The following is an 18,190-nucleotide window of genomic DNA, read 5'->3' as shown; positions in this document are numbered from 1 at the left end:
AAAGTGGTGTGAATTTTGGCGATTAACGCACAAGAAATCAGCGCTTTAATTAAGCAACAAATCGAAAATTTCCAGCCAAATTTTGACGTCACAGAAACGGGAGTCGTCACTTACATTGGTGATGGAATTGCGCGGGCCCATGGTCTTGATAATGCCATGAGTGGAGAGCTCTTGGTCTTTGAAAATGGCTCTTATGGAATGGCCCAAAACTTAGAAACAAATGATATCGGGATTATTATCCTTGGAGATTTTACTGATATTCGTGAGGGGGATAGTATCCGTCGGACTGGCAAAATCATGGAAGTTCCAGTAGGTCCTGCCCTGATTGGTCGGGTTGTAGACCCTCTAGGCCGTCCAGTGGATGGTTTGGGAAAAATCGAAACGGACAAGATGCGCCCAGTTGAAGCACCTGCTCCTGGGGTTATGGAAAGACAGTCCGTTACCGAGCCCCTGCAAACAGGCTGGAAGGCCATTGATGCTCTGGTTCCAATCGGTCGGGGTCAACGGGAGCTAATCATCGGAGACAGGCAGACCGGTAAGACGACCATTGCTATCGATGCAATCCTCAACCAAAAGGGACAGGATATGATTTGTATCTATGTCGCGATTGGTCAAAAGGAGTCTACTGTCCGGACTCAGGTTGAAACCCTGCGTCAGTACGGGGCTTTGGACTATACCATTGTCGTGACAGCCTCTGCTTCACAACCTTCGCCCCTGCTCTATCTAGCGCCTTATGCTGGAGTGGCCATGGCCGAAGAGTTTATGTATGAGGGCAAGCACGTTCTGATTGTCTATGATGATTTGTCCAAGCAAGCGGTAGCCTATCGTGAACTCTCCCTCCTCCTTCGTCGTCCACCAGGACGGGAAGCCTTTCCGGGAGATGTCTTTTACTTGCATAGCCGCCTTTTGGAACGCTCTGCCAAGGTTTCAGACCAATTAGGTGGTGGCTCTATTACTGCCCTGCCCTTTATCGAAACGCAGGCCGGAGATATCTCTGCCTATATCGCAACCAACGTTATTTCGATTACAGACGGACAGATTTTCCTTAGTGACAGCCTCTTTAATGCGGGGATTCGTCCAGCCATTGATGCGGGTTCTTCCGTTTCTCGGGTCGGGGGTTCTGCCCAAATCAAGGCCATGAAAAAGGTGGCCGGTACCCTGCGGATTGATCTGGCCTCCTATCGTGAGTTAGAAGCCTTTACCAAGTTTGGTTCTGATTTGGATGCGGCTACCCAGGCTAAGTTGAATCGTGGTCGCAGGACTGTTGAGGTCTTGAAACAGCCTGTCCACAAGCCTCTGCCAGTTGAAAAGCAGGTAATAATCCTCTATGCTCTTACCCACGGTTTCTTAGACAGTGTACCGGTAGATGATATTGTCCGCTTTGAAGAGGAATTGCATGCCTACTTTGATGCCCACCATGAGGATATCTTGGCCGGCATTCGCGAGACCAAGGACCTGCCAGCAGAGGAAGTCCTTGATAACGCCCTTACTGAATTTAAAAATCAGTCCAATTTCAAATAATCGAGGTGGCAGATGGCAATTTCTTTAAATGATATCAAAAATAAAATTGCATCAACCAAGAATACCAGTCAAATCACTAATGCCATGCAGATGGTTTCGGCTGCCAAGCTAGGCAAGTCAGAGGAAGCTGCTCGAAATTTTCAAATCTACACTTCCAAGGTTCGCCAGCTTTTGACCGATATGTTGCATACTGGGACAGTTGACCAGTCAACCAATCCCATGCTCATCAGTCGCCCTGTTAAAAAGACAGCCTATATCGTTATCACTTCGGATCGTGGTTTGGTCGGTGGCTACAATGCAACCATTCTCAAGTCCATGATGGAATTGTTGGCCGAATACCATGAAAATCAGAGTGACTATGTCATTATCTCTATCGGAGGCATGGGGGCAGACTTCTTTAAGGCTAGGGGGATTCAACCGGTTTATGAACTGCGAGGTTTAGCAGACCAGCCTAGCTTTGATGAGGTGAGAAAGATTATCAACAAGACAGTAGAGATGTATCAAAATGAACTTTTTGATGAACTCTATGTCTGCTATAATCACCACATCAACAGTCTGACTAGTCAGATGCGGGTGGAGCAGATGTTGCCCATCGTTGATTTGGATCCTAATGAAGCTACCGAGGGTTACAGCCATAACTTTAACCTAGAATGTGGTCGGGAGGCCATACTAGACCAACTCTTACCCCAGTATGCCGAATCCATGATTTATGGAGCCATTATTGATGCCAAGACAGCAGAAAATGCCGCAGGGATGACGGCTATGCAGACAGCGACCGATAATGCCAAAAAGGTAATCAATGATTTGACCATTCAATATAATCGCGCACGCCAGGCAGCCATTACCCAGGAGATTACAGAAATCGTAGCGGGAGCCAGCGCGCTAGAATAATGGTGCAAAAAATAATAATTGAACACGCCCTAAAAGTCTGGCAAAAAAGATAGATGCTCCTAGGAACTGGAGTTCCTTCGTCCCATCTCCTATTTTCGCTGAGACTTTCTTAACGGGCTTTGTATCTTATAATTGAACACGGGCTAAAAGCTCGGAATTTAGATGAAATTTCCTAGGTTCTGGAGAACCTTCGTCAATTTCCCTAAAATTCTAGTCGCTTTTTATACGCCCTTTGTATCTTATATACAGGAGAATTTAATGAGCTCAGGAAAGATTGCTCAGGTAATTGGGCCGGTTGTTGATGTGATATTTTCAACTGGTGATAAGCTGCCTGAGATAAATAATGCACTTGTAGTTTATAAAAATGATGATAAAAAATCTAAAATCGTTCTGGAAGTAGCTCTTGAGCTTGGAGATGGAATGGTTCGGACGATTGCAATGGAGTCAACCGACGGTTTGACTCGTGGTCTGGAGGTCCTTGATACGGGCCGGCCAATTTCTGTACCAGTCGGAAAAGAAACGCTGGGTCGGGTCTTCAATGTTTTGGGAGATACGATTGATTTGGAAGCTCCTTTTGGAGCAGATGCGGCGCGTGAACCTATCCATAAAAAGGCTCCGACTTTTGATCAACTATCAACTTCTTCAGAAATTTTAGAAACAGGAATCAAGGTAATCGACCTCCTAGCTCCCTACCTCAAGGGAGGAAAGGTCGGTCTCTTCGGTGGTGCCGGAGTTGGAAAAACGGTCTTGATTCAAGAATTGATTCACAATATTGCCCAAGAACATGGGGGAATTTCGGTCTTTACCGGTGTCGGTGAGCGGACGCGTGAAGGAAATGACCTCTACTGGGAAATGAAGGAATCAGGAGTTATTGAAAAGACAGCCATGGTCTTTGGTCAGATGAATGAGCCACCAGGAGCTCGGATGCGGGTAGCCCTGACTGGTCTTACAATCGCTGAATACTTCCGCGATGTGGAAGGGCAAGACGTCCTACTCTTTATCGACAATATCTTCCGCTTTACTCAGGCAGGTTCAGAGGTATCAGCCCTCTTGGGTCGCATGCCATCGGCCGTTGGTTATCAACCAACCCTGGCTACTGAAATGGGCCAATTGCAGGAAAGAATTACCTCAACCAAGAAGGGGTCTGTTACCTCTATCCAGGCCATTTATGTCCCTGCTGATGACTATACGGACCCAGCGCCAGCTACCGCCTTTGCCCACTTGGACTCAACAACCAACTTGGAGCGGAAATTGGTTCAGCTAGGAATCTATCCAGCGGTGGACCCTCTGGCTTCTAGCTCGCGTGCTCTAGCACCAGAAATTGTAGGAGAAGAGCACTATGAGGTGGCAGCCGAGGTTAAGCGGGTCTTGCAGCGCTACCACGAATTGCAGGATATTATTGCCATCCTTGGTATGGACGAGCTGTCTGATGAAGAAAAGACCTTGGTGGCTCGGGCTCGCCGCATTCAGTTCTTCCTATCACAGAACTTTAATGTGGCAGAGCAGTTTACCGGTCAACCAGGTTCTTATGTACCAGTAGCTGAGACCGTAAGAGGCTTTAAGGAAATCTTGGCCGGCAAGCACGACCAGCTCCCAGAAGATGCCTTTAGGGGAGTTGGCTCTATCGAGGACGTTATTGCCAAGGCTGAGAAGATGGGATTTTAAGAGGTGACTTATGGCTCAAATGACAGTGCAGATTGTAACGCCAGATGGTCTGGTCTATGATCACCATGCAAGCTTTGTCTCTATCAAAACGCTGGACGGTGAAATGGGAATCTTGCCCCACCATGAAAATATGATTGCTGTTTTGGCGGTTGATGAGGTCAAGGTCAAGCGGATTGACGATGATACCCATGTCAATTGGATTGCTGTAAATGGAGGGGTTATCGAGGTGGATAATAATTTAATCACCATCGTAGCCGATTCTGCAGAGCGGGCGCGAGATATTGACGTCAGTCGAGCAGAAAGAGCCAAACTTCGAGCAGAGCGTGAGATTGAAGAAGCGCATGACAAGCACCTGATTGACCAGGAACGTCGGGCGAAAATTGCCCTTCAAAGGGCGATTAACCGAATCAATGTCGGAAATAGATTTTAGGCTAGGAAGCTTGCTTCCTGGTCTTTTTTGCTCGTTTTTCAAGGGAAATCAGAAATAAAATTGACATTACTGCTAGGAAAGGATAAAATATTACTAATTAAAAGAGAGGAAGGCTGAAAATGAGTGTAGAAATTAAGAGTGATGCGAGTATAGCGAGCCAGCATGCTACAGCCCTAATCAATAGTTTAGCTAGTCTCAAGGTCGATGCGACGATTAAGGACGAAACCAGTGTTTTACAGGGGAATGAAAAGGCCAAGGAAGTGATAGATAAGTCAGATAGTCTAGCGGCTGACTTTATGTCTGACTTATCAACCTTTCAGCAACTAGTGCAGACAACTGCGGCAGATTTCCAAGTGGTGGACGAGCAATTGAGCACAGGAATTCAGGTAGGTGACTAACTTGACTAAAAGAAAATTAGCCGATATTGAAGAGGATAAGCGACAGGCTATTAGTCATTTAGAGAAACTAGATGAGGAACGCCGTCATCTGAATAATTTTGAGCTGGATATAGAAGAATTATACGGAAGGGCTCAGTCAAGCCTTGGGCGTTTGGACTTTCTGAATCTGAGTCACCATGATGCGCTTAATCTCCAGGAAACTTTGAGTCGTCTCACTAAGGGACAGGCAATGATTTACTCAGATATTGACCAAGCTAGAGAGCGAAATAGACGTCAAGAGAGACAAGTAGAAGATAGATTAGACCAGCTTAGTCGTGAATACTCTTTGCGAAGCGAAGATGAAAAGGAAAGGAAGAACTATGGGAATTAAAATGGATTTGGGCTCGTCGGATAGCCAAGCAAACTCTTCTTCATCAGCAAGTATAAATCGGATTTCAGCCTATCAGGCAACCTTAGATGCCTTGACTGGCTTTGTTAACGATGATAATCTTACAGGAGCAGCTTATAGCAATGCTAAGGATTATGGACGTAGCCTTCTAATTCCTTTGTTTCAAGCAGGGATTCTCTTTGAAGAGGGGAAAATGTCCTCTGTTGGCCAAGTGCCAAGTCGCTATCGGACAGATGTCGGTGATGAAAGTCTGGACCAAGATACGCTTGAAGAGCAAATCAAGGCTTACGATGAGACCATTGCTGTTCAAAATGCAGCCTTAGAAATAAAACGGGCTGATAAAATTTTGGATAAGCTAACTATTGATAGGTTGGAACAAGATTTAGAGGCAACTACAGCGATTCGGAATGAATTGCAGGAGAAATTAAACAAGCTAATCGCCTATGATGCCACTTCGGCCACCCTCTTTAGTGAAATGCCCGCTATCGAAAGCCTACTAGACCAGGGCAAGGCGCAACTATCATCAGGTCTGGCTAACTTTAACGGCTCTTTTGAACTCCCCGCTGCCGAGCAACTGGAATGGACCCAAACAGTCAATACCGCTTGGGAAAAGAGGAATGAAGTAAATAATTACAAAGTTGCTCTTACAAAACTAGCTAAGGGAGAAGAATTGAAACAGAAAGATTATGAGGCTATTCAAGCTTATTCTGCAAAGAATCCTGATGATGTGAAAGCTCAAACAATCTTTGAATATATTATGGGAAATAAAAAGTCCATTACAAACGATGTCATTTTGGACCTGATTACAACGAGTATGGAACAGCTAGGAGCGGGGATTCAGCGACTGGGGGTAGCCAAGATATTATCTGGAACTAAGGGGCCCGCTACTATGAACGCCCTTGGTCAGTCAACTAGTTTTGTCATGAATAGCCAAGCCCAAAATAATGCAGGACAAAATCTTATTTTCAAGGGGACTAGAATATCTAATCTTGGACAGTATCTAGGCTATGGGGTAATGGGTATAGGTTTGGGAGTTGGTATTTATAACGATATTACTAATGAAAATAAAACTGTGGGGCAGGCCATAGTTCATAATGGAATCTCTACAGGAATAGGATTTGGTGCGGGTACAACGGTAGCGACGGTAGTATTTGGTTCTAATCCAGCTGGTTGGGCTGTAGCGGGTGCATTTTTGTTAGGAACAGGAGTATCTTTACTTGCATCACAAGGTTTTGAATGGACTTACGAAAATAATGTTTTAGGTGTGAGAGATGGTGTGGATAAACTTGGTAGTGTACTAGACGAGGTTGGAGAGAGAGCACTAAAAGGATTTATTACAGTTCCAACTTTACCCATGTTACATTGAGAATAGGAAGTGAATATGATAAAAGTAATTATAAGTGAGATTCAAAATAATCCTCGATATAGACTGATTCAAGCTGATGGGAATAGGTGGTTGATGGATATTGATAATAACAAAATTAGTATCCTATTTTACCCCTTAAACTGGCTAGTCGCTCAGAAGGTTTATCGAATCTCAGACAAAGAATTTTCAAAATTGGCAACTATTCATTCTGGAAGTAGACTTGGGAAGAGCCTAATACCAGTATCAGCTATTTTGGGAGTTATACTAGCAAGAGTCCTGAAATTAGATCTTGCAATTAGTCCGAGAGTAGGCGATTTAACTTTTTTTCTAGTATTAGTCATGGCTCTCGTTTTTATCTCTTTGTTTATAAGATTTGTATCTACTGAACTAAGAGCTAGAAGAATAGAGAAAATGATTGATTTAAAAACTTTGCAAGTTGAGAAAGTTTATATCAGACCTACTTTAAATGGGCAAATGATAAAATTTTTTCTATCTTATCTGCTTATGCTATTTTTGACAGTGTTTTCATTTGCTTTGTTTTTAATGTATGATAGCTGGCTTTTTACTATCTTATTTACTATTATTTTTATTGGTTTACTTTTTACAAATTTTTTATCTTTCACTGAAGGAGAATACTTGCTGAGGAAAAAGTGAGATTTTTTTGAAGAGTACTATTCTTTGGAGGAAATTAATCAAGTCATTAGGAAAACAAAGACACAATGTGGTAAAGTTCGCTTTATTAGATTGTTCTTTCTATTTGCAACTTTTATCTTGGGAATAGTATTCTTACAGTCTTCCAATCTTTTAATACTAACTTCTTAAATTAGTTTAGGTGTCGTTCGTGACAGAGTTGTATACTATGATATAGAGGAAAGAATGATTTATCGTTCGATAATTAAAGATGGAGATAGGTCTGGTCTATTATTATTTTTAGTACCTGTCACAAGTGCTTTATTAACTATTTTTATAAATCAATTAGGAGGATTGTTCTTTCCGAGTATATTCATAAGAGGGATATTATTATGCTTGGGTATTTTGTTGATGAATATCAGTGCTAAAATCTATACAAGCAAGTTGCACCAGAAAAAGTATCTAGAAAAATTTGTCTCTTATAATCAAACAGCCTATTCTGCATTGTTGAAAGAATGCCAAAAACATTTCAAATTATTTAGTAAAATTTATAGTACTTTAGTATTTTTAGCAATACTAGTATCTGCTTTTTATTTGTTTTTTGCTGACTTTAGACTACTAATAGCCTCTATTGGTATAATATTTACTGTATTTATGGCTGGGAACGAGTCGACCCCTCGAAAAAGGAAAAAGATTTTGGAAGAATTAGAGAAGAAGACAAATTCTTGTTAGTAGAGTAATAGACGATAAGGGCTTGGATTTGAGCATGCCTATCAGACCAATAAACCAGTTCGTGATTTTGTTGATGGTATAGGGCATTTTATTGATGATGGTTTAGAATTTATTATTGAAAATGAGAAAAATATGGCTATAAAGAAAGTTCAAGATATGACTAATCCAATGGGAATGAGGTGGTGAAAGTGAATATGATTCAATTAGCTACAGTCAATTCACGCTACCTTATCTTTAAAAGCGATGGGAATTACTATCTTTTAGATAGGAAACCTGTCAATTTTTTGTGTTACTTTTTCTTTCCTCTTAGTTGGTTGTTTAAGCAAAAGTTATATATAATCACAGAGGGTGATTTTCAGCATATTTTGTTCAAAAATCAGCAGGCAAGTAACTTTGTTGTTCCCTTTTCTCTAATAGGTGGCTTGGGCTTTCTCTTAACAACAGTCATTAGAAGAAGTGGTCTTTTAACTCGTTTGGAAACTGACTTATCTATTCAAACAAATTTGCTCTTCTTTGCTTTAGTCTTTTTACTATCTCTGGTTTTTGTACAAACAGTTTACTACGTAAGCAAGAAACGTTTATTTTCAAAACTTGCTTTAACAGAAATAACAGAGTATAAGAAAATCGTTCCTAAGACGATTAAAAATACTATAGCCAAACGGATTTTTGCAGTTATAATGCTGTGGCTTCTCACGATTTTATGTGCCTTTACTTATATATATAGCGGGAATTGGTTCTTTTTATGGTCTGTATTTTTTATGTTGTGCTTTATGTTTATGCTTGGTAACGCGTCTTATACTATAGATGTCATTTATAAAATGAGTGATAATTAGTTGTGCCAAGTATTTAATTTATCCAGTCTAATCTCTAAAGTTATATTTCTAAGTCTTGTGTCGGTCGCTGTCTCTCTGGAGCCGTTTCAGGATTTATGAATGGCTTAGGAACAGCGTTTAAATGGTGATGATTATTGAATTATCATATCTTTTAATCTAAGTTTTGAATTAAAGTCAAGGAGAAAACATGTACGATTATAAAAAGATAATTCCTTTTGGCTATTATAAGAAAAGACCGATTTATTATAGTGTAGACGAAGAGAGGTTAAAGGAGTCCAGTGCTGAAGAAATTCCCAGAAATCTCAATAGTTGGGTTGTTGGAGCAACCTTGTTAGCTCTTCCCGTTATAAGAATGAGCCAGCATTTTATGATTTTGCAAAATATCTATTTTCGACTCTTTCTGTTTATTTTAATGACCCTTGGAGTGCTTGTAACTACAAAAATATTCAATCGTAATCAGTATCAACAATTAGCATTAAGTGATTTTTATATCTCTAACATGGAGTATCGAGAGTTTTTAAATCAACAAATTAAAAATAATAGGCTCTTATTCTACTTCCGTATAGGAACTAATATTTTTCTATTTGTCTCCATACTTTTATGTATTTTTCAAGCAAGTGTACTCGGCTTTTTCTTGTATGGTCTGTCACTTTTTATAGTATATTTATTAAAATCCAATCAGATTAAACATCGAAAAAAGATTGTTACTAAACTATTAAAGGAGTTAGAAAATGACTAAATACTTACCAATTGGGAGTGTCGTCCAGCTGCATAAGGGGAGCACTAAAGTGATGATTATCAATCGTTTCCCGCTTTATAATAATCAAGGAACAATCGGTTATTTTGATTATTCAGCCTGCCTTTATCCTGCTGGCAATACGGATAATCAGGTCTACTTTTTCAATCATGAAAATATTGATAAGGTCTGGTTTGAAGGCTATATAGATGAGCAGGAGGAGGCTATGCAGGAACGGTTTGAAAAATCGCAGGACAAGATTCCTTATCCACGTTTGAGTTTAGAAGGGTAAGATAGAAGCCTAACTTCGGTTCATCTTACTATAAATGCAAGCTGAAGCGACTAGTAAAATCTCCCAGAGGACATTAACAGGCCTTGCGGGGGTGGGACTAAGAACTATTTCTTTTTAGCAATAGCTTCTGTCCCACTCCTTTTTTCCTGCTTGTAGTCGGGTTTGCTCTAGTCTTTGGTAGTCGGGTTGATTTTCAAGAAAGATTAGAAGTTTGGGCTTGGTTGAAATTTATGGTATAATGATAGACATGGTACAGGCAATTTTTTCTCTTAGTAGTCATTTTATATTTGCTTTTGTTAGCTTCCAACTGCTCTATAAGGTAGTGGACTGGGGGCGTTTTTTTAAGGTTAGAGCAGATAATGAAAGGGCTATTCGCCTGCTAATTATTTTTCTTAGTTTAGCGCTAGGATATTTGGTAAGTCTCTTTTTTATAAGTATTTTTGAGGTTAGTCGGTCTCTTTTTCGGGGGCAATTTTAATCTCTCTTACTTGGTCAATAGAAGGTCCCCCTGTTGTTTGGGGATAGATAGCACTAATTTGTGAGAATAGATGGAGTAAATATGGACAAAATTATTATCCAAGGTGGCGACAATCGTTTGGTAGGCTCGGTTAAAATTGAAGGGGCAAAGAATGCTGTCTTGCCACTATTAGCAGCAACTGTTTTGGCTAGTAAGGGCAAGACTGTCCTCAATAATGTCCCAGTTCTATCAGATGTCTTTACCATGAATAATGTGGTTAGGGGACTCAATACAAAGGTCGAATTTGATCAAGAGACAAATACGGTGGTGGTGGACGCTAGTCAGCCCATCTCAGAAGAGGCTCCCTATAAGTATGTGAGTAAGATGCGGGCTTCCATTGTTGTTTTAGGACCGATTTTGGCCCGCAATGGACATGCCAAGGTTTCTATGCCTGGAGGTTGTACGATTGGTAGTCGGCCGATTGATCTTCATCTCAAGGGTTTGGAAGCTATGGGAGCGGATATTCGTCAGACTGCGGGTTATATCGAGGCCAAGGCCGAGCGTCTGCATGGGGCCCATATCTATATGGATTTTCCTAGTGTCGGGGCGACCCAAAATATCATGATGGCAGCGACCCTGGCTCAGGGAACAACGGTCATTGAAAACGCTGCTAGGGAGCCTGAAATCGTTGACTTGGCCATGCTGCTCAATAAGATGGGAGCCAAGGTCCGGGGAGCTGGGACTGAAACCTTGACTATTCATGGTGTGGATGAATTGCAGGGAGTGAGTCATAATGTTGTCCAGGACCGGATTGAGGCAGGTACCTTCATGGTGGCGGCAGCCATGACTGGTGGTGATGTTCTCGTCCAGGACGCTATCTGGGAGCACAATCGTCCCCTATTAGCTAAATTGCAGGAAATGGGAGTTGAGGTGACCGAGGAAGATGAGGGGATTCGGATTCGCTCGGACTTGAGCCGGCTCAAGGCTGTTTCGGTCAAGACCCTGCCCCACCCTGGTTTTCCAACGGATATGCAGGCCCAGTTTACAGCCCTGATGATTGTAGCTCGGGGTGAGTCTACGATGATTGAAACGGTCTTTGAAAATCGTTTCCAACATTTGGAAGAAATGCGGCGGATGGGCCTGCAGTCTGAAATTATGCGGGATACAGCTAGAATTGTGGGTGGCCAACAGCTCCAAGGAGCAGAGGTCATGTCTACCGATTTGAGGGCTAGTGCGGCCCTGATTATGACAGGTCTGATTGCCAGCGGAGAAACCAAGGTTGGTAAGCTGACCCATCTAGACCGAGGCTACTATCGTTTCCATGAAAAATTGGCCAGCCTTGGTGCGAAGATTAGAAGGGTAAAGGAAGAGGACGATGAATAGGGGCTGGAAATATGTCGGTAAGCAAGTAGGAATTGTGGCCTTGGTCCTCTTTCTGGGGCTGCTAGCCCTGGCTCTGGGCCTAGTCATTGGCTATGGTACAGTGGGAGGCAATGAAAATCCTTGGTCAATCCTCTCGCCAGATACCTGGCAACGCCTTTTGGCTAAATTTACAGGTAGCTAGGCTACTCATTTACTAGCTTAGTCACAATGAAGTTCTAGAACCCAGAAGCTGGTTTACAAGCCTGTCTGGGTCTTTCTCGTTTTGCAGGAGGTAGCCATGGCAAAGAAAAAAAGAAGGGAAAAACAGATACAGAGCCTAGCAGGGCTAATCATTGCGGTCTGTTTAACCCTAGCTGGATATTATTTTTCCAATCAGCAAGCAAGCAAACCTGACTCAGCTCAATCCTCTCAGTCGGCTAAGCAGGGTCAGAGGTCCCAGGAGGGGGATCGGCCTAGCCAAGCCGAGGCTGAGGCTCTTCTAAGTGAGAGTGTGCGCCAACAATTGGGAGTGGAGCTAGAGTGGAATGGGGCTGGTGCCTTTATCCTCAATCATAATCGGACAGACCTCAATGCCCAGGTGGCTTCAAGTCCCTATGCCCACAATGAAAGCAAGTCAGTGGCTGGTCAAACCCTACCTACTGTGGCTAATGCTCTACTAGCCAAATCAACCCGCCAGTATAAAAAGCGGGAGGAGACGGGCAATAGCTCAACTAGCTGGACACCTGCTGGTTGGCACCAAGTAAAAAATCTCAAGGGAGAATATAGCCATGCAGTGGATCGGGGCCACCTGTTAGCTTATTCCTTGGTTGGGGGCCTCAAGGGTTTTGATGCTTCGACCAGTAATCCCGCCAATATCGCTGTGCAGACAGCCTGGGCTAATCAAGCCAACCGCAAGGACTCGACTGGACAGAACTACTATGAAAGTCAGGTCCGCAGGGCTTTGGACCAAAAAAAGCGGGTCCGTTATCGGGTCCGCCTCATCTATGAGCGACCTAGTGATTTGGTTCCTGTGGGTAGTCAGCTAGAGGCCAAGTCCAGTGACGGTAGCCTGGAGTTCAATGTCTTTATTCCCAATCTGCAAAAGGGCTTGGTTTTAGACTATGAGACGGGCCAGGTCCGGCAAAAATAAGAGGAAAGTGGCTTGTCAAAAGTTGGAAAATTTGCTAGAATGGGTATAATTGAATAGTTGTCCGCAAGACTAGTAAGCTAGGGGAAATCTAACAGGGAGAGAAGTCGTGACTGAGAGCTTCTTAGACTAAAGCTAGCTGAATTCACTTGCTAGAGGACAAAAAAATTAAGGTCTGGCTTGCCAGATAAAAACGGATGGTACCGCGTGTCAACGCTCCGCTTGTGGGTGTTGATAGGCGGTTTTTTTATGGAGGAAAAATGTCTAGTATTGAAGAAAAATTGGCTCAACTGAGTCAAGCAACCTTGGATAGCCTCAAGGCTATTAGTGAGAATAAGCAAGAGGACTTGCAGGACTTGCAGGAGCTCCGTGTATCGGTCCTGGGTAAGAAAGGTTCTCTGACCGAAATTTTAAAGGGCATGAAGGATGTTTCAGCTGAGATGCGTCCGATTATTGGTAAGCACGTCAATGAGGCCAGGGATGTCTTGACCAAGGCCTTTGAGGAAACAGCCCAATTCTTGGAGGAAAAAAGGGTGGAGGCCCAGCTAGCCAAGGAAAGCCTAGATGTAACCCTGCCGGGTCGTAAGCTAGCTCGGGGGAGCCGGCATATTCTCAGCCAGACTAGCCAAGAGATTGAAGATATGTTTATCGGTATGGGCTATCAGGTGGTAGACGGTTTTGAGGTGGAATCAGACTTCTATAACTTTGAGCGGATGAATCTGCCCAAGGATCACCCAGCGCGTGATATGCAGGATACCTTTTATATCACAGAAGAAATCCTGATGCGGACCCATACCAGTCCTGTTCAAGCTAGGGCTATGGATGCCCATGATTTTTCTAAGGGGCCTTTGAAGATGATTTCTCCGGGCCGGGTCTTCCGTCGGGATACCGATGATGCGACCCACTCCCACCAATTCCACCAGATTGAAGGTCTGGTTGTCGGTAGCGACATTTCCATGGCTGATTTGACAGGAACTCTTGAGCTGGTCATTAAAAAAATGTTTGGAGAAGAGCGCAGCATTCGTTTGCGTCCTAGCTATTTCCCCTTTACCGAGCCTTCGGTTGAGGTCGATGTTTCCTGCTTTAAGTGCGGGGGCCAAGGCTGTAATGTCTGCAAGCAGACAGGCTGGATTGAGATTTTGGGGGCAGGAATGGTCCACCCCCATGTCCTTGAGATGAGTGGAATTGATAGTCAGAAGTATTCAGGCTTTGCCTTTGGACTTGGTCAGGAGCGGATTGCCATGCTTCGTTATGGAATCAATGATATTCGTGGTTTCTACCAAGGGGACCTTCGTTTCTCAGAGCAGTTCAAATAGAGGATTTGTCACATGTTAGTTAGAGTCAAAGAAGATCAAGCAGCCCTTTTACGCCAGCTAGAGGTCACTACCTATGAGGAGACCTTTGGCCCTTATATCAAGAAGGCAGATATGGAGCATTACTTTGCCCATGAATTGTCCCTTGAAAAGATTGAGCAGGACCTAAAAGACCCCCAATCGGAGACCTATTTTGTCATGAAAGACCAAGAAATAGCTGGTTTTCTCAAGTTTAACTGGGGGGCAGCTCAAACCGAGCCAGTGGACTTGGAGCGACCCTTTGAGGTCCACCGAATCTATGTTTTAGAAAAGTACCATGGTCTGGGTCTAGGCAAGGAGATGTTTGAATTTGCTCTTGAACAGGCTCAAAAGCGGGGCTTTGTCTGGACTTGGCTCGGTGTCTGGGAGAAGAATTTCAAGGCTCAAAATTTCTACTTTAAGTATGGTTTTGAGCGCTTTTCCGAGCATGAATATGTGACAGGTGACACAGTTGATATTGATTGGCTTTTGGCTAAAAAACTATAAAAAAAGCTGGATAAAAAGGAAAAAAGATGTTAGTAAGTTATAAATGGTTAAAAGAACTAGTTGATGTGGATGTGGCAAGCAGCGACTTGGCTGAAAAGATGTCCACGACAGGTATTGAGGTAGAGGGCGTAAGCTCACCAGCAGCAGGTCTGTCCAAGATTGTTGTGGGCGAGGTGCTTACTTGTGAGGATATTCCTGAAACCCACCTCCATCTCTGCCAGGTAGATACGGGAGCTGAGGGAGTGCGGCAAATTGTCTGCGGAGCTCCTAATGTTAAAGCGGGCATCAAGGTTATCGTGGCCCTGCCAGGTGCCCGAATTGCAGATAATTATAAGATTAAAAAGGGCAAGATTCGGGGCTACGAGTCTTTGGGGATGATTTGCTCCCTGGCTGAGCTGGGTATTTCTGATTCGGTCATTCCCAAGGAATTTGCGGACGGGATTCAAATCCTGCCAGAGGAAGCTGTTAATGGCCAGGAAGTCTTTTCTTACCTAGACCTGGATGATGAGGTTATCGAACTATCCATCACCCCTAACCGAGCAGATGCCCTTTCTATGCTGGGTGTGGCCCATGAGGTGGCTGCTATCTACGACAAGGCTGTTCAGTTTAAGGAATTTCCGCTGATTGAAGGAGCAAAATCAGCCCAGGAAGAGTTGGCAGTCAAGATTGAGACTAGTAAGTCTCCTTACTATGCTGCCAGAATCTTGGAGGATGTGACAATTGCTCCTAGTCCCCAGTGGCTCCAAAATCTGCTCATGAATGAAGGGATTCGCCCTATCAATAATGTGGTTGATGTGACCAACTACATTCTCCTTTACTTTGGTCAGCCCATGCATGCCTTTGACTTAGATAGCTTTGAGGCTAGAGAAATCCTAGTGAGGGAGGCAAGAGCAGGGGAGAAGCTAGTGACCTTGGACGGTGAGGATAGAGAGCTTGAAGAGACAGACTTGGTTATCACTGTCGCAGATAAGCCAGTCGCCCTGGCCGGAGTCATGGGTGGTCAGGCCACAGAAATTTCAAACAAGAGCCAGCGTATCGTCCTTGAAGCAGCAGTCTTTGAGGGTAAGTCTATCCGCAAGACCAGCAGCCGCTTGGGCCTGCGTTCGGAATCCTCTTCCCGCTTTGAAAAGGGCATCAATCTGGCAACTGTCAATGCCGCTCTGGATGCGGCGGCTAGCATGATTGTAGAGCTTGCAGGGGCCAGCCTCTATCAAGGTCGAATCGCAGCTGGCCAGCTAGACACTAGCGATAGAGAGGTTTCAACTAGCCTGGTTGATGTCAATCGGGTCCTAGGTACCGACTTGGACTACAGTGATATTGAGGATATTTTCCGCCGTTTGGGCTTTGGCCTAGCGGGAAGTGCAGCAGAGTTTACAGTTAGCGTTCCCCGTCGTCGTTGGGATATTACCATTCCAGCAGACCTCTATGAGGAAATCGCCCGTATTTATGGTTATGACCGCCTCCCTGTCACTCTACCAAGAGACGGTGGAACAGCAGGTGAATTGACTCCAACCCAAAAATTAAGACGGCAGGTGAGAGATGTGGCCGAAGGTTTGGGACTGACCGAGGTCATCTCCTATGCCCTGACTACACCAGAAAAGGCAGTCGAATTTAGCCTAGCACCGTCCAAGCTGACCGAGCTGATGTGGCCTATGAGTGTTGAGCGTAGCGTCCTGAGGCAGAATATGCTGGCTGGAATGTTGGATATTGTCAGCTACAATGTTGCTCGAAAAAATAAGGATTTGGCCCTCTATGAAATCGGGAAAATCTTTGAACAAAAGGGCGATCCTAAAAAAGACCTCCCTCATGAAATCAATAGCTTTGCCTTTGCCTTGACTGGCCTAGTCAGCCAAAAGGACTTCCAAACGCCAGCAGTGCCTGTTGATTTCTTCTATGCCAAGGGAATTGTAGAGGCGATTTTTGAGGACCTCCACTTAGAAGTGACCTATGAGGCTGACTCAAGCTTAGCCAGTCTTCATCCAGGTCGAACCGCTTTGATTCGCCTAGGAGAGCAGGTTCTGGGCTATGTCGGCCAGATTCATCCTAAAACAGCTAAAGATTATGATATTCCAGAAACCTATGTAGCAGAGCTCAACCTCTCTGCTATCGAGGCAGCCCTGACTCCTAAGCCAGCCTTCAAGGAAATCAGCAAGTTCCCAGCAGTAACCAGAGATATGGCCCTCTTGCTAGAGGCCAAGGTCAGCCACAAGGAAGTGGTGGAGGCAATCCACGCTGCGGGTGTCAAGCGACTAACAGACATCAAGCTCTTTGATATTTTCTCAGGTGAAAAATTGGGAGTTGGCCTCAAGTCTATGGCTTATAGCCTAACCTTCCAAAACCCAGCAGATACCCTGTCTGACGAGGAAGTCGCTAAATATATGGATAAAATCCAAAAATCTCTGGCCGAGAAATTAGGCGCAGAGGTTAGATAAGATACAAAGGGCGTTAAGAAAACGAGAGAAAAATAGGCGGCCGAACAGGAGTTGTTAGCAACTCCGTTGTGAGACCCCCGCAAGGCTGACTAGCTAGGTGACAAGTCACTGGTGACGATGGCAACTAGCAGACAGCTACTGCGTCTGGATATCACCTCTATTCATTTGCGTATATTTCTTCGCTGAAGCCCGTGTTCAGTTAGGTAAGATATAAAGGGCGTAGGCAGCGCCATCGTATGGGGAGGGCAACCTCCTCGTTGCTAATTCTTCTTAGTTTTTCTAGACTTGCTTTCCAATTTGGAAAGGATTTGACATGAAGTTAACTATTTATTTTGAAGATGCCTTTTGGTATGGCTTGGTTGAATACACTGATAGTCATGAGCATTACCGAGTTATTAAATATACATTCGGTAGCGAACCAAAAGATTTTGAGGTTCTTAAATTTATTCATCAGAGATTGCCAGCTCTCATTTCAAAAAATGATAGGGTAGCGGTAGATAGACTGCAAGAGGAGACTCCGCCTAGCGATAGGAAGATGAATCCTAAAAGAATGCAAAGAGCAATCAATAAGCAAAAAAAGAAGCCTGCGGTATCTACAAAAGCTCAAATGGAGTTGACCAAGGTTCATGAACTAATGAAAAAAGAGAAGAAGAGAAGTAGGAGAGAGAAAAAACAAGAACAAAAGGATATTCAATATCAGCTACGAAGAAAGAAGCGATTTTATGTTTAATGTTAGAGGGATTATTCAATCATGTACAATTGCCCTCTATCATCCCTCTAATGTTTTTGGAAATATCAATAAGGGTCTGTTGAATTACAATAAGTTGCAGGAATGGATTATAGAAGTTGATGAAGACTGTAAAAAATGTCCATATGTACTTATTTGTAAATCAGGCTATTGCCCATTAGCTAAGAAAGGAGAGAAAGGAACAAAGCCTCTTCTTTGTAAGAGCATTGAAAAAATGATAAGAAAAAATCTAGCACTCTTTGCTCTCTCTGAATCCTATATTGATATTTTAGATGTGGGCTAGGAAGGAGAATCACAGATATGAAAGTAAAACAAAATAAAAAC

The 18,190-nt window shown here is 43.5% G+C and carries 21 protein-coding genes; all 21 read left to right on the top strand.

From position 1 onward, the window contains the following. Positions 1-15 precede the first annotated feature (15 nt). The 21 genes from atpA (at position 16) to C4K46_RS01385 (ending at position 18,149) form a co-directional block, all read left to right on the top strand. Positions 16-1,521 (top strand): F0F1 ATP synthase subunit alpha, encoded by a 1,506-nt coding sequence (gene atpA / locus C4K46_RS01485; RefSeq protein ID WP_209626644.1) that lies wholly within the window; start codon positions 16-18, stop codon positions 1,519-1,521. Between the two features lie 12 nt (positions 1,522-1,533). After that, positions 1,534-2,412 carry a F0F1 ATP synthase subunit gamma gene (locus C4K46_RS01480; RefSeq protein ID WP_209626643.1) on the top strand — a complete coding sequence of 293 codons (879 nt, stop codon included), beginning with the start codon at positions 1,534-1,536 and terminating at the stop codon, positions 2,410-2,412. Positions 2,413-2,670: 258 nt separating this feature from the next. After that, on the top strand, positions 2,671-4,077 hold the full coding sequence (gene atpD / locus C4K46_RS01475; RefSeq protein WP_209626641.1) for a F0F1 ATP synthase subunit beta: 1,407 nt from the start codon (positions 2,671-2,673) through the stop codon (positions 4,075-4,077). Positions 4,078-4,087: 10 nt separating this feature from the next. Further along, on the top strand, positions 4,088-4,507 hold the full coding sequence (locus C4K46_RS01470) for a F0F1 ATP synthase subunit epsilon (protein WP_209626639.1): 420 nt from the start codon (positions 4,088-4,090) through the stop codon (positions 4,505-4,507). Between the two features lie 119 nt (positions 4,508-4,626). Continuing rightward, positions 4,627-4,905, top strand: a complete 279-nt coding sequence (locus C4K46_RS01465; RefSeq protein ID WP_209626638.1) for a TIGR04197 family type VII secretion effector — start codon at positions 4,627-4,629, stop codon at positions 4,903-4,905. Position 4,906: 1 nt separating this feature from the next. Further along, entirely contained in the window at positions 4,907-5,275 is a 369-nt protein-coding gene (locus C4K46_RS01460; RefSeq protein ID WP_209626636.1) for a hypothetical protein, read from the top strand. Further along, positions 5,265-6,659 (top strand): LXG domain-containing protein, encoded by a 1,395-nt coding sequence (locus tag C4K46_RS01455; RefSeq protein WP_209626634.1) that lies wholly within the window; start codon positions 5,265-5,267, stop codon positions 6,657-6,659. The genes C4K46_RS01460 and C4K46_RS01455 overlap by 11 nt, the downstream gene beginning before the upstream one ends. Before the next feature lie 15 nt (positions 6,660-6,674). After that, a complete protein-coding gene (locus tag C4K46_RS01450) occupies positions 6,675-7,313 on the top strand; it encodes a DUF443 family protein (protein ID WP_209626632.1) in 639 nt (212 codons plus the stop codon). A 222-nt stretch (positions 7,314-7,535) separates the two neighbouring features. Then, complete coding sequence (locus C4K46_RS01445; RefSeq protein WP_209626630.1) at positions 7,536-8,021, top strand: hypothetical protein; 486 nt, start codon at positions 7,536-7,538, stop codon at positions 8,019-8,021. Positions 8,022-8,215: 194 nt separating this feature from the next. Then, positions 8,216-8,854 carry a DUF443 family protein gene (locus tag C4K46_RS01440; protein ID WP_245335114.1) on the top strand — a complete coding sequence of 213 codons (639 nt, stop codon included), beginning with the start codon at positions 8,216-8,218 and terminating at the stop codon, positions 8,852-8,854. A gap of 187 nt (positions 8,855-9,041) precedes the next feature. Continuing rightward, complete coding sequence (locus C4K46_RS01435) at positions 9,042-9,593, top strand: hypothetical protein (protein ID WP_209626627.1); 552 nt, start codon at positions 9,042-9,044, stop codon at positions 9,591-9,593. Further along, positions 9,586-9,882: a DUF4176 domain-containing protein gene (locus tag C4K46_RS01430; RefSeq protein ID WP_209626625.1), complete on the top strand. Its 297-nt coding sequence runs from the start codon at positions 9,586-9,588 to the stop codon at positions 9,880-9,882. Before C4K46_RS01435 ends, C4K46_RS01430 begins: the two co-directional genes overlap by 8 nt. A 238-nt stretch (positions 9,883-10,120) precedes the next feature. After that, on the top strand, positions 10,121-10,360 hold the full coding sequence (locus C4K46_RS01425; RefSeq protein ID WP_420853770.1) for a DUF1146 family protein: 240 nt from the start codon (positions 10,121-10,123) through the stop codon (positions 10,358-10,360). Between the two features lie 81 nt (positions 10,361-10,441). Continuing rightward, positions 10,442-11,722 carry a UDP-N-acetylglucosamine 1-carboxyvinyltransferase gene (gene murA / locus C4K46_RS01420; RefSeq protein ID WP_209626623.1) on the top strand — a complete coding sequence of 427 codons (1,281 nt, stop codon included), beginning with the start codon at positions 10,442-10,444 and terminating at the stop codon, positions 11,720-11,722. After that, positions 11,715-11,903 (top strand): DNA-directed RNA polymerase subunit beta, encoded by a 189-nt coding sequence (locus tag C4K46_RS01415; RefSeq protein WP_209626621.1) that lies wholly within the window; start codon positions 11,715-11,717, stop codon positions 11,901-11,903. Before murA ends, C4K46_RS01415 begins: the two co-directional genes overlap by 8 nt. A gap of 96 nt (positions 11,904-11,999) precedes the next feature. After that, positions 12,000-12,851, top strand: coding sequence for a DNA/RNA non-specific endonuclease (locus C4K46_RS01410; protein ID WP_209626619.1), 852 nt, complete (start codon positions 12,000-12,002; stop codon positions 12,849-12,851). 257 nt (positions 12,852-13,108) lie between these two features. Next, on the top strand, positions 13,109-14,164 hold the full coding sequence (gene pheS / locus C4K46_RS01405) for a phenylalanine--tRNA ligase subunit alpha (protein ID WP_209626617.1): 1,056 nt from the start codon (positions 13,109-13,111) through the stop codon (positions 14,162-14,164). 12 nt (positions 14,165-14,176) lie between these two features. Beyond that, on the top strand, positions 14,177-14,686 hold the full coding sequence (locus tag C4K46_RS01400) for a GNAT family N-acetyltransferase (RefSeq protein WP_209626615.1): 510 nt from the start codon (positions 14,177-14,179) through the stop codon (positions 14,684-14,686). A gap of 26 nt (positions 14,687-14,712) precedes the next feature. Then, a complete protein-coding gene (gene pheT, locus C4K46_RS01395; RefSeq protein WP_209626613.1) occupies positions 14,713-17,118 on the top strand; it encodes a phenylalanine--tRNA ligase subunit beta in 2,406 nt (801 codons plus the stop codon). A 313-nt stretch (positions 17,119-17,431) separates the two neighbouring features. Continuing rightward, positions 17,432-17,848, top strand: coding sequence for a YjdF family protein (locus tag C4K46_RS01390; RefSeq protein ID WP_209626611.1), 417 nt, complete (start codon positions 17,432-17,434; stop codon positions 17,846-17,848). Then, complete coding sequence (locus C4K46_RS01385; protein WP_209626610.1) at positions 17,841-18,149, top strand: SPASM domain-containing protein; 309 nt, start codon at positions 17,841-17,843, stop codon at positions 18,147-18,149. The genes C4K46_RS01390 and C4K46_RS01385 overlap by 8 nt, the downstream gene beginning before the upstream one ends. Positions 18,150-18,190 lie beyond the last annotated feature (41 nt).

Origin of the sequence: Streptococcus oricebi (assembly GCF_017883985.1) — a bacterium.
Taxonomy (GTDB): domain Bacteria; phylum Bacillota; class Bacilli; order Lactobacillales; family Streptococcaceae; genus Streptococcus; species Streptococcus oricebi.
Note: the sequence above shows the minus strand (reverse complement) of the source record. Positions and strands in the feature narration are given on the sequence as shown.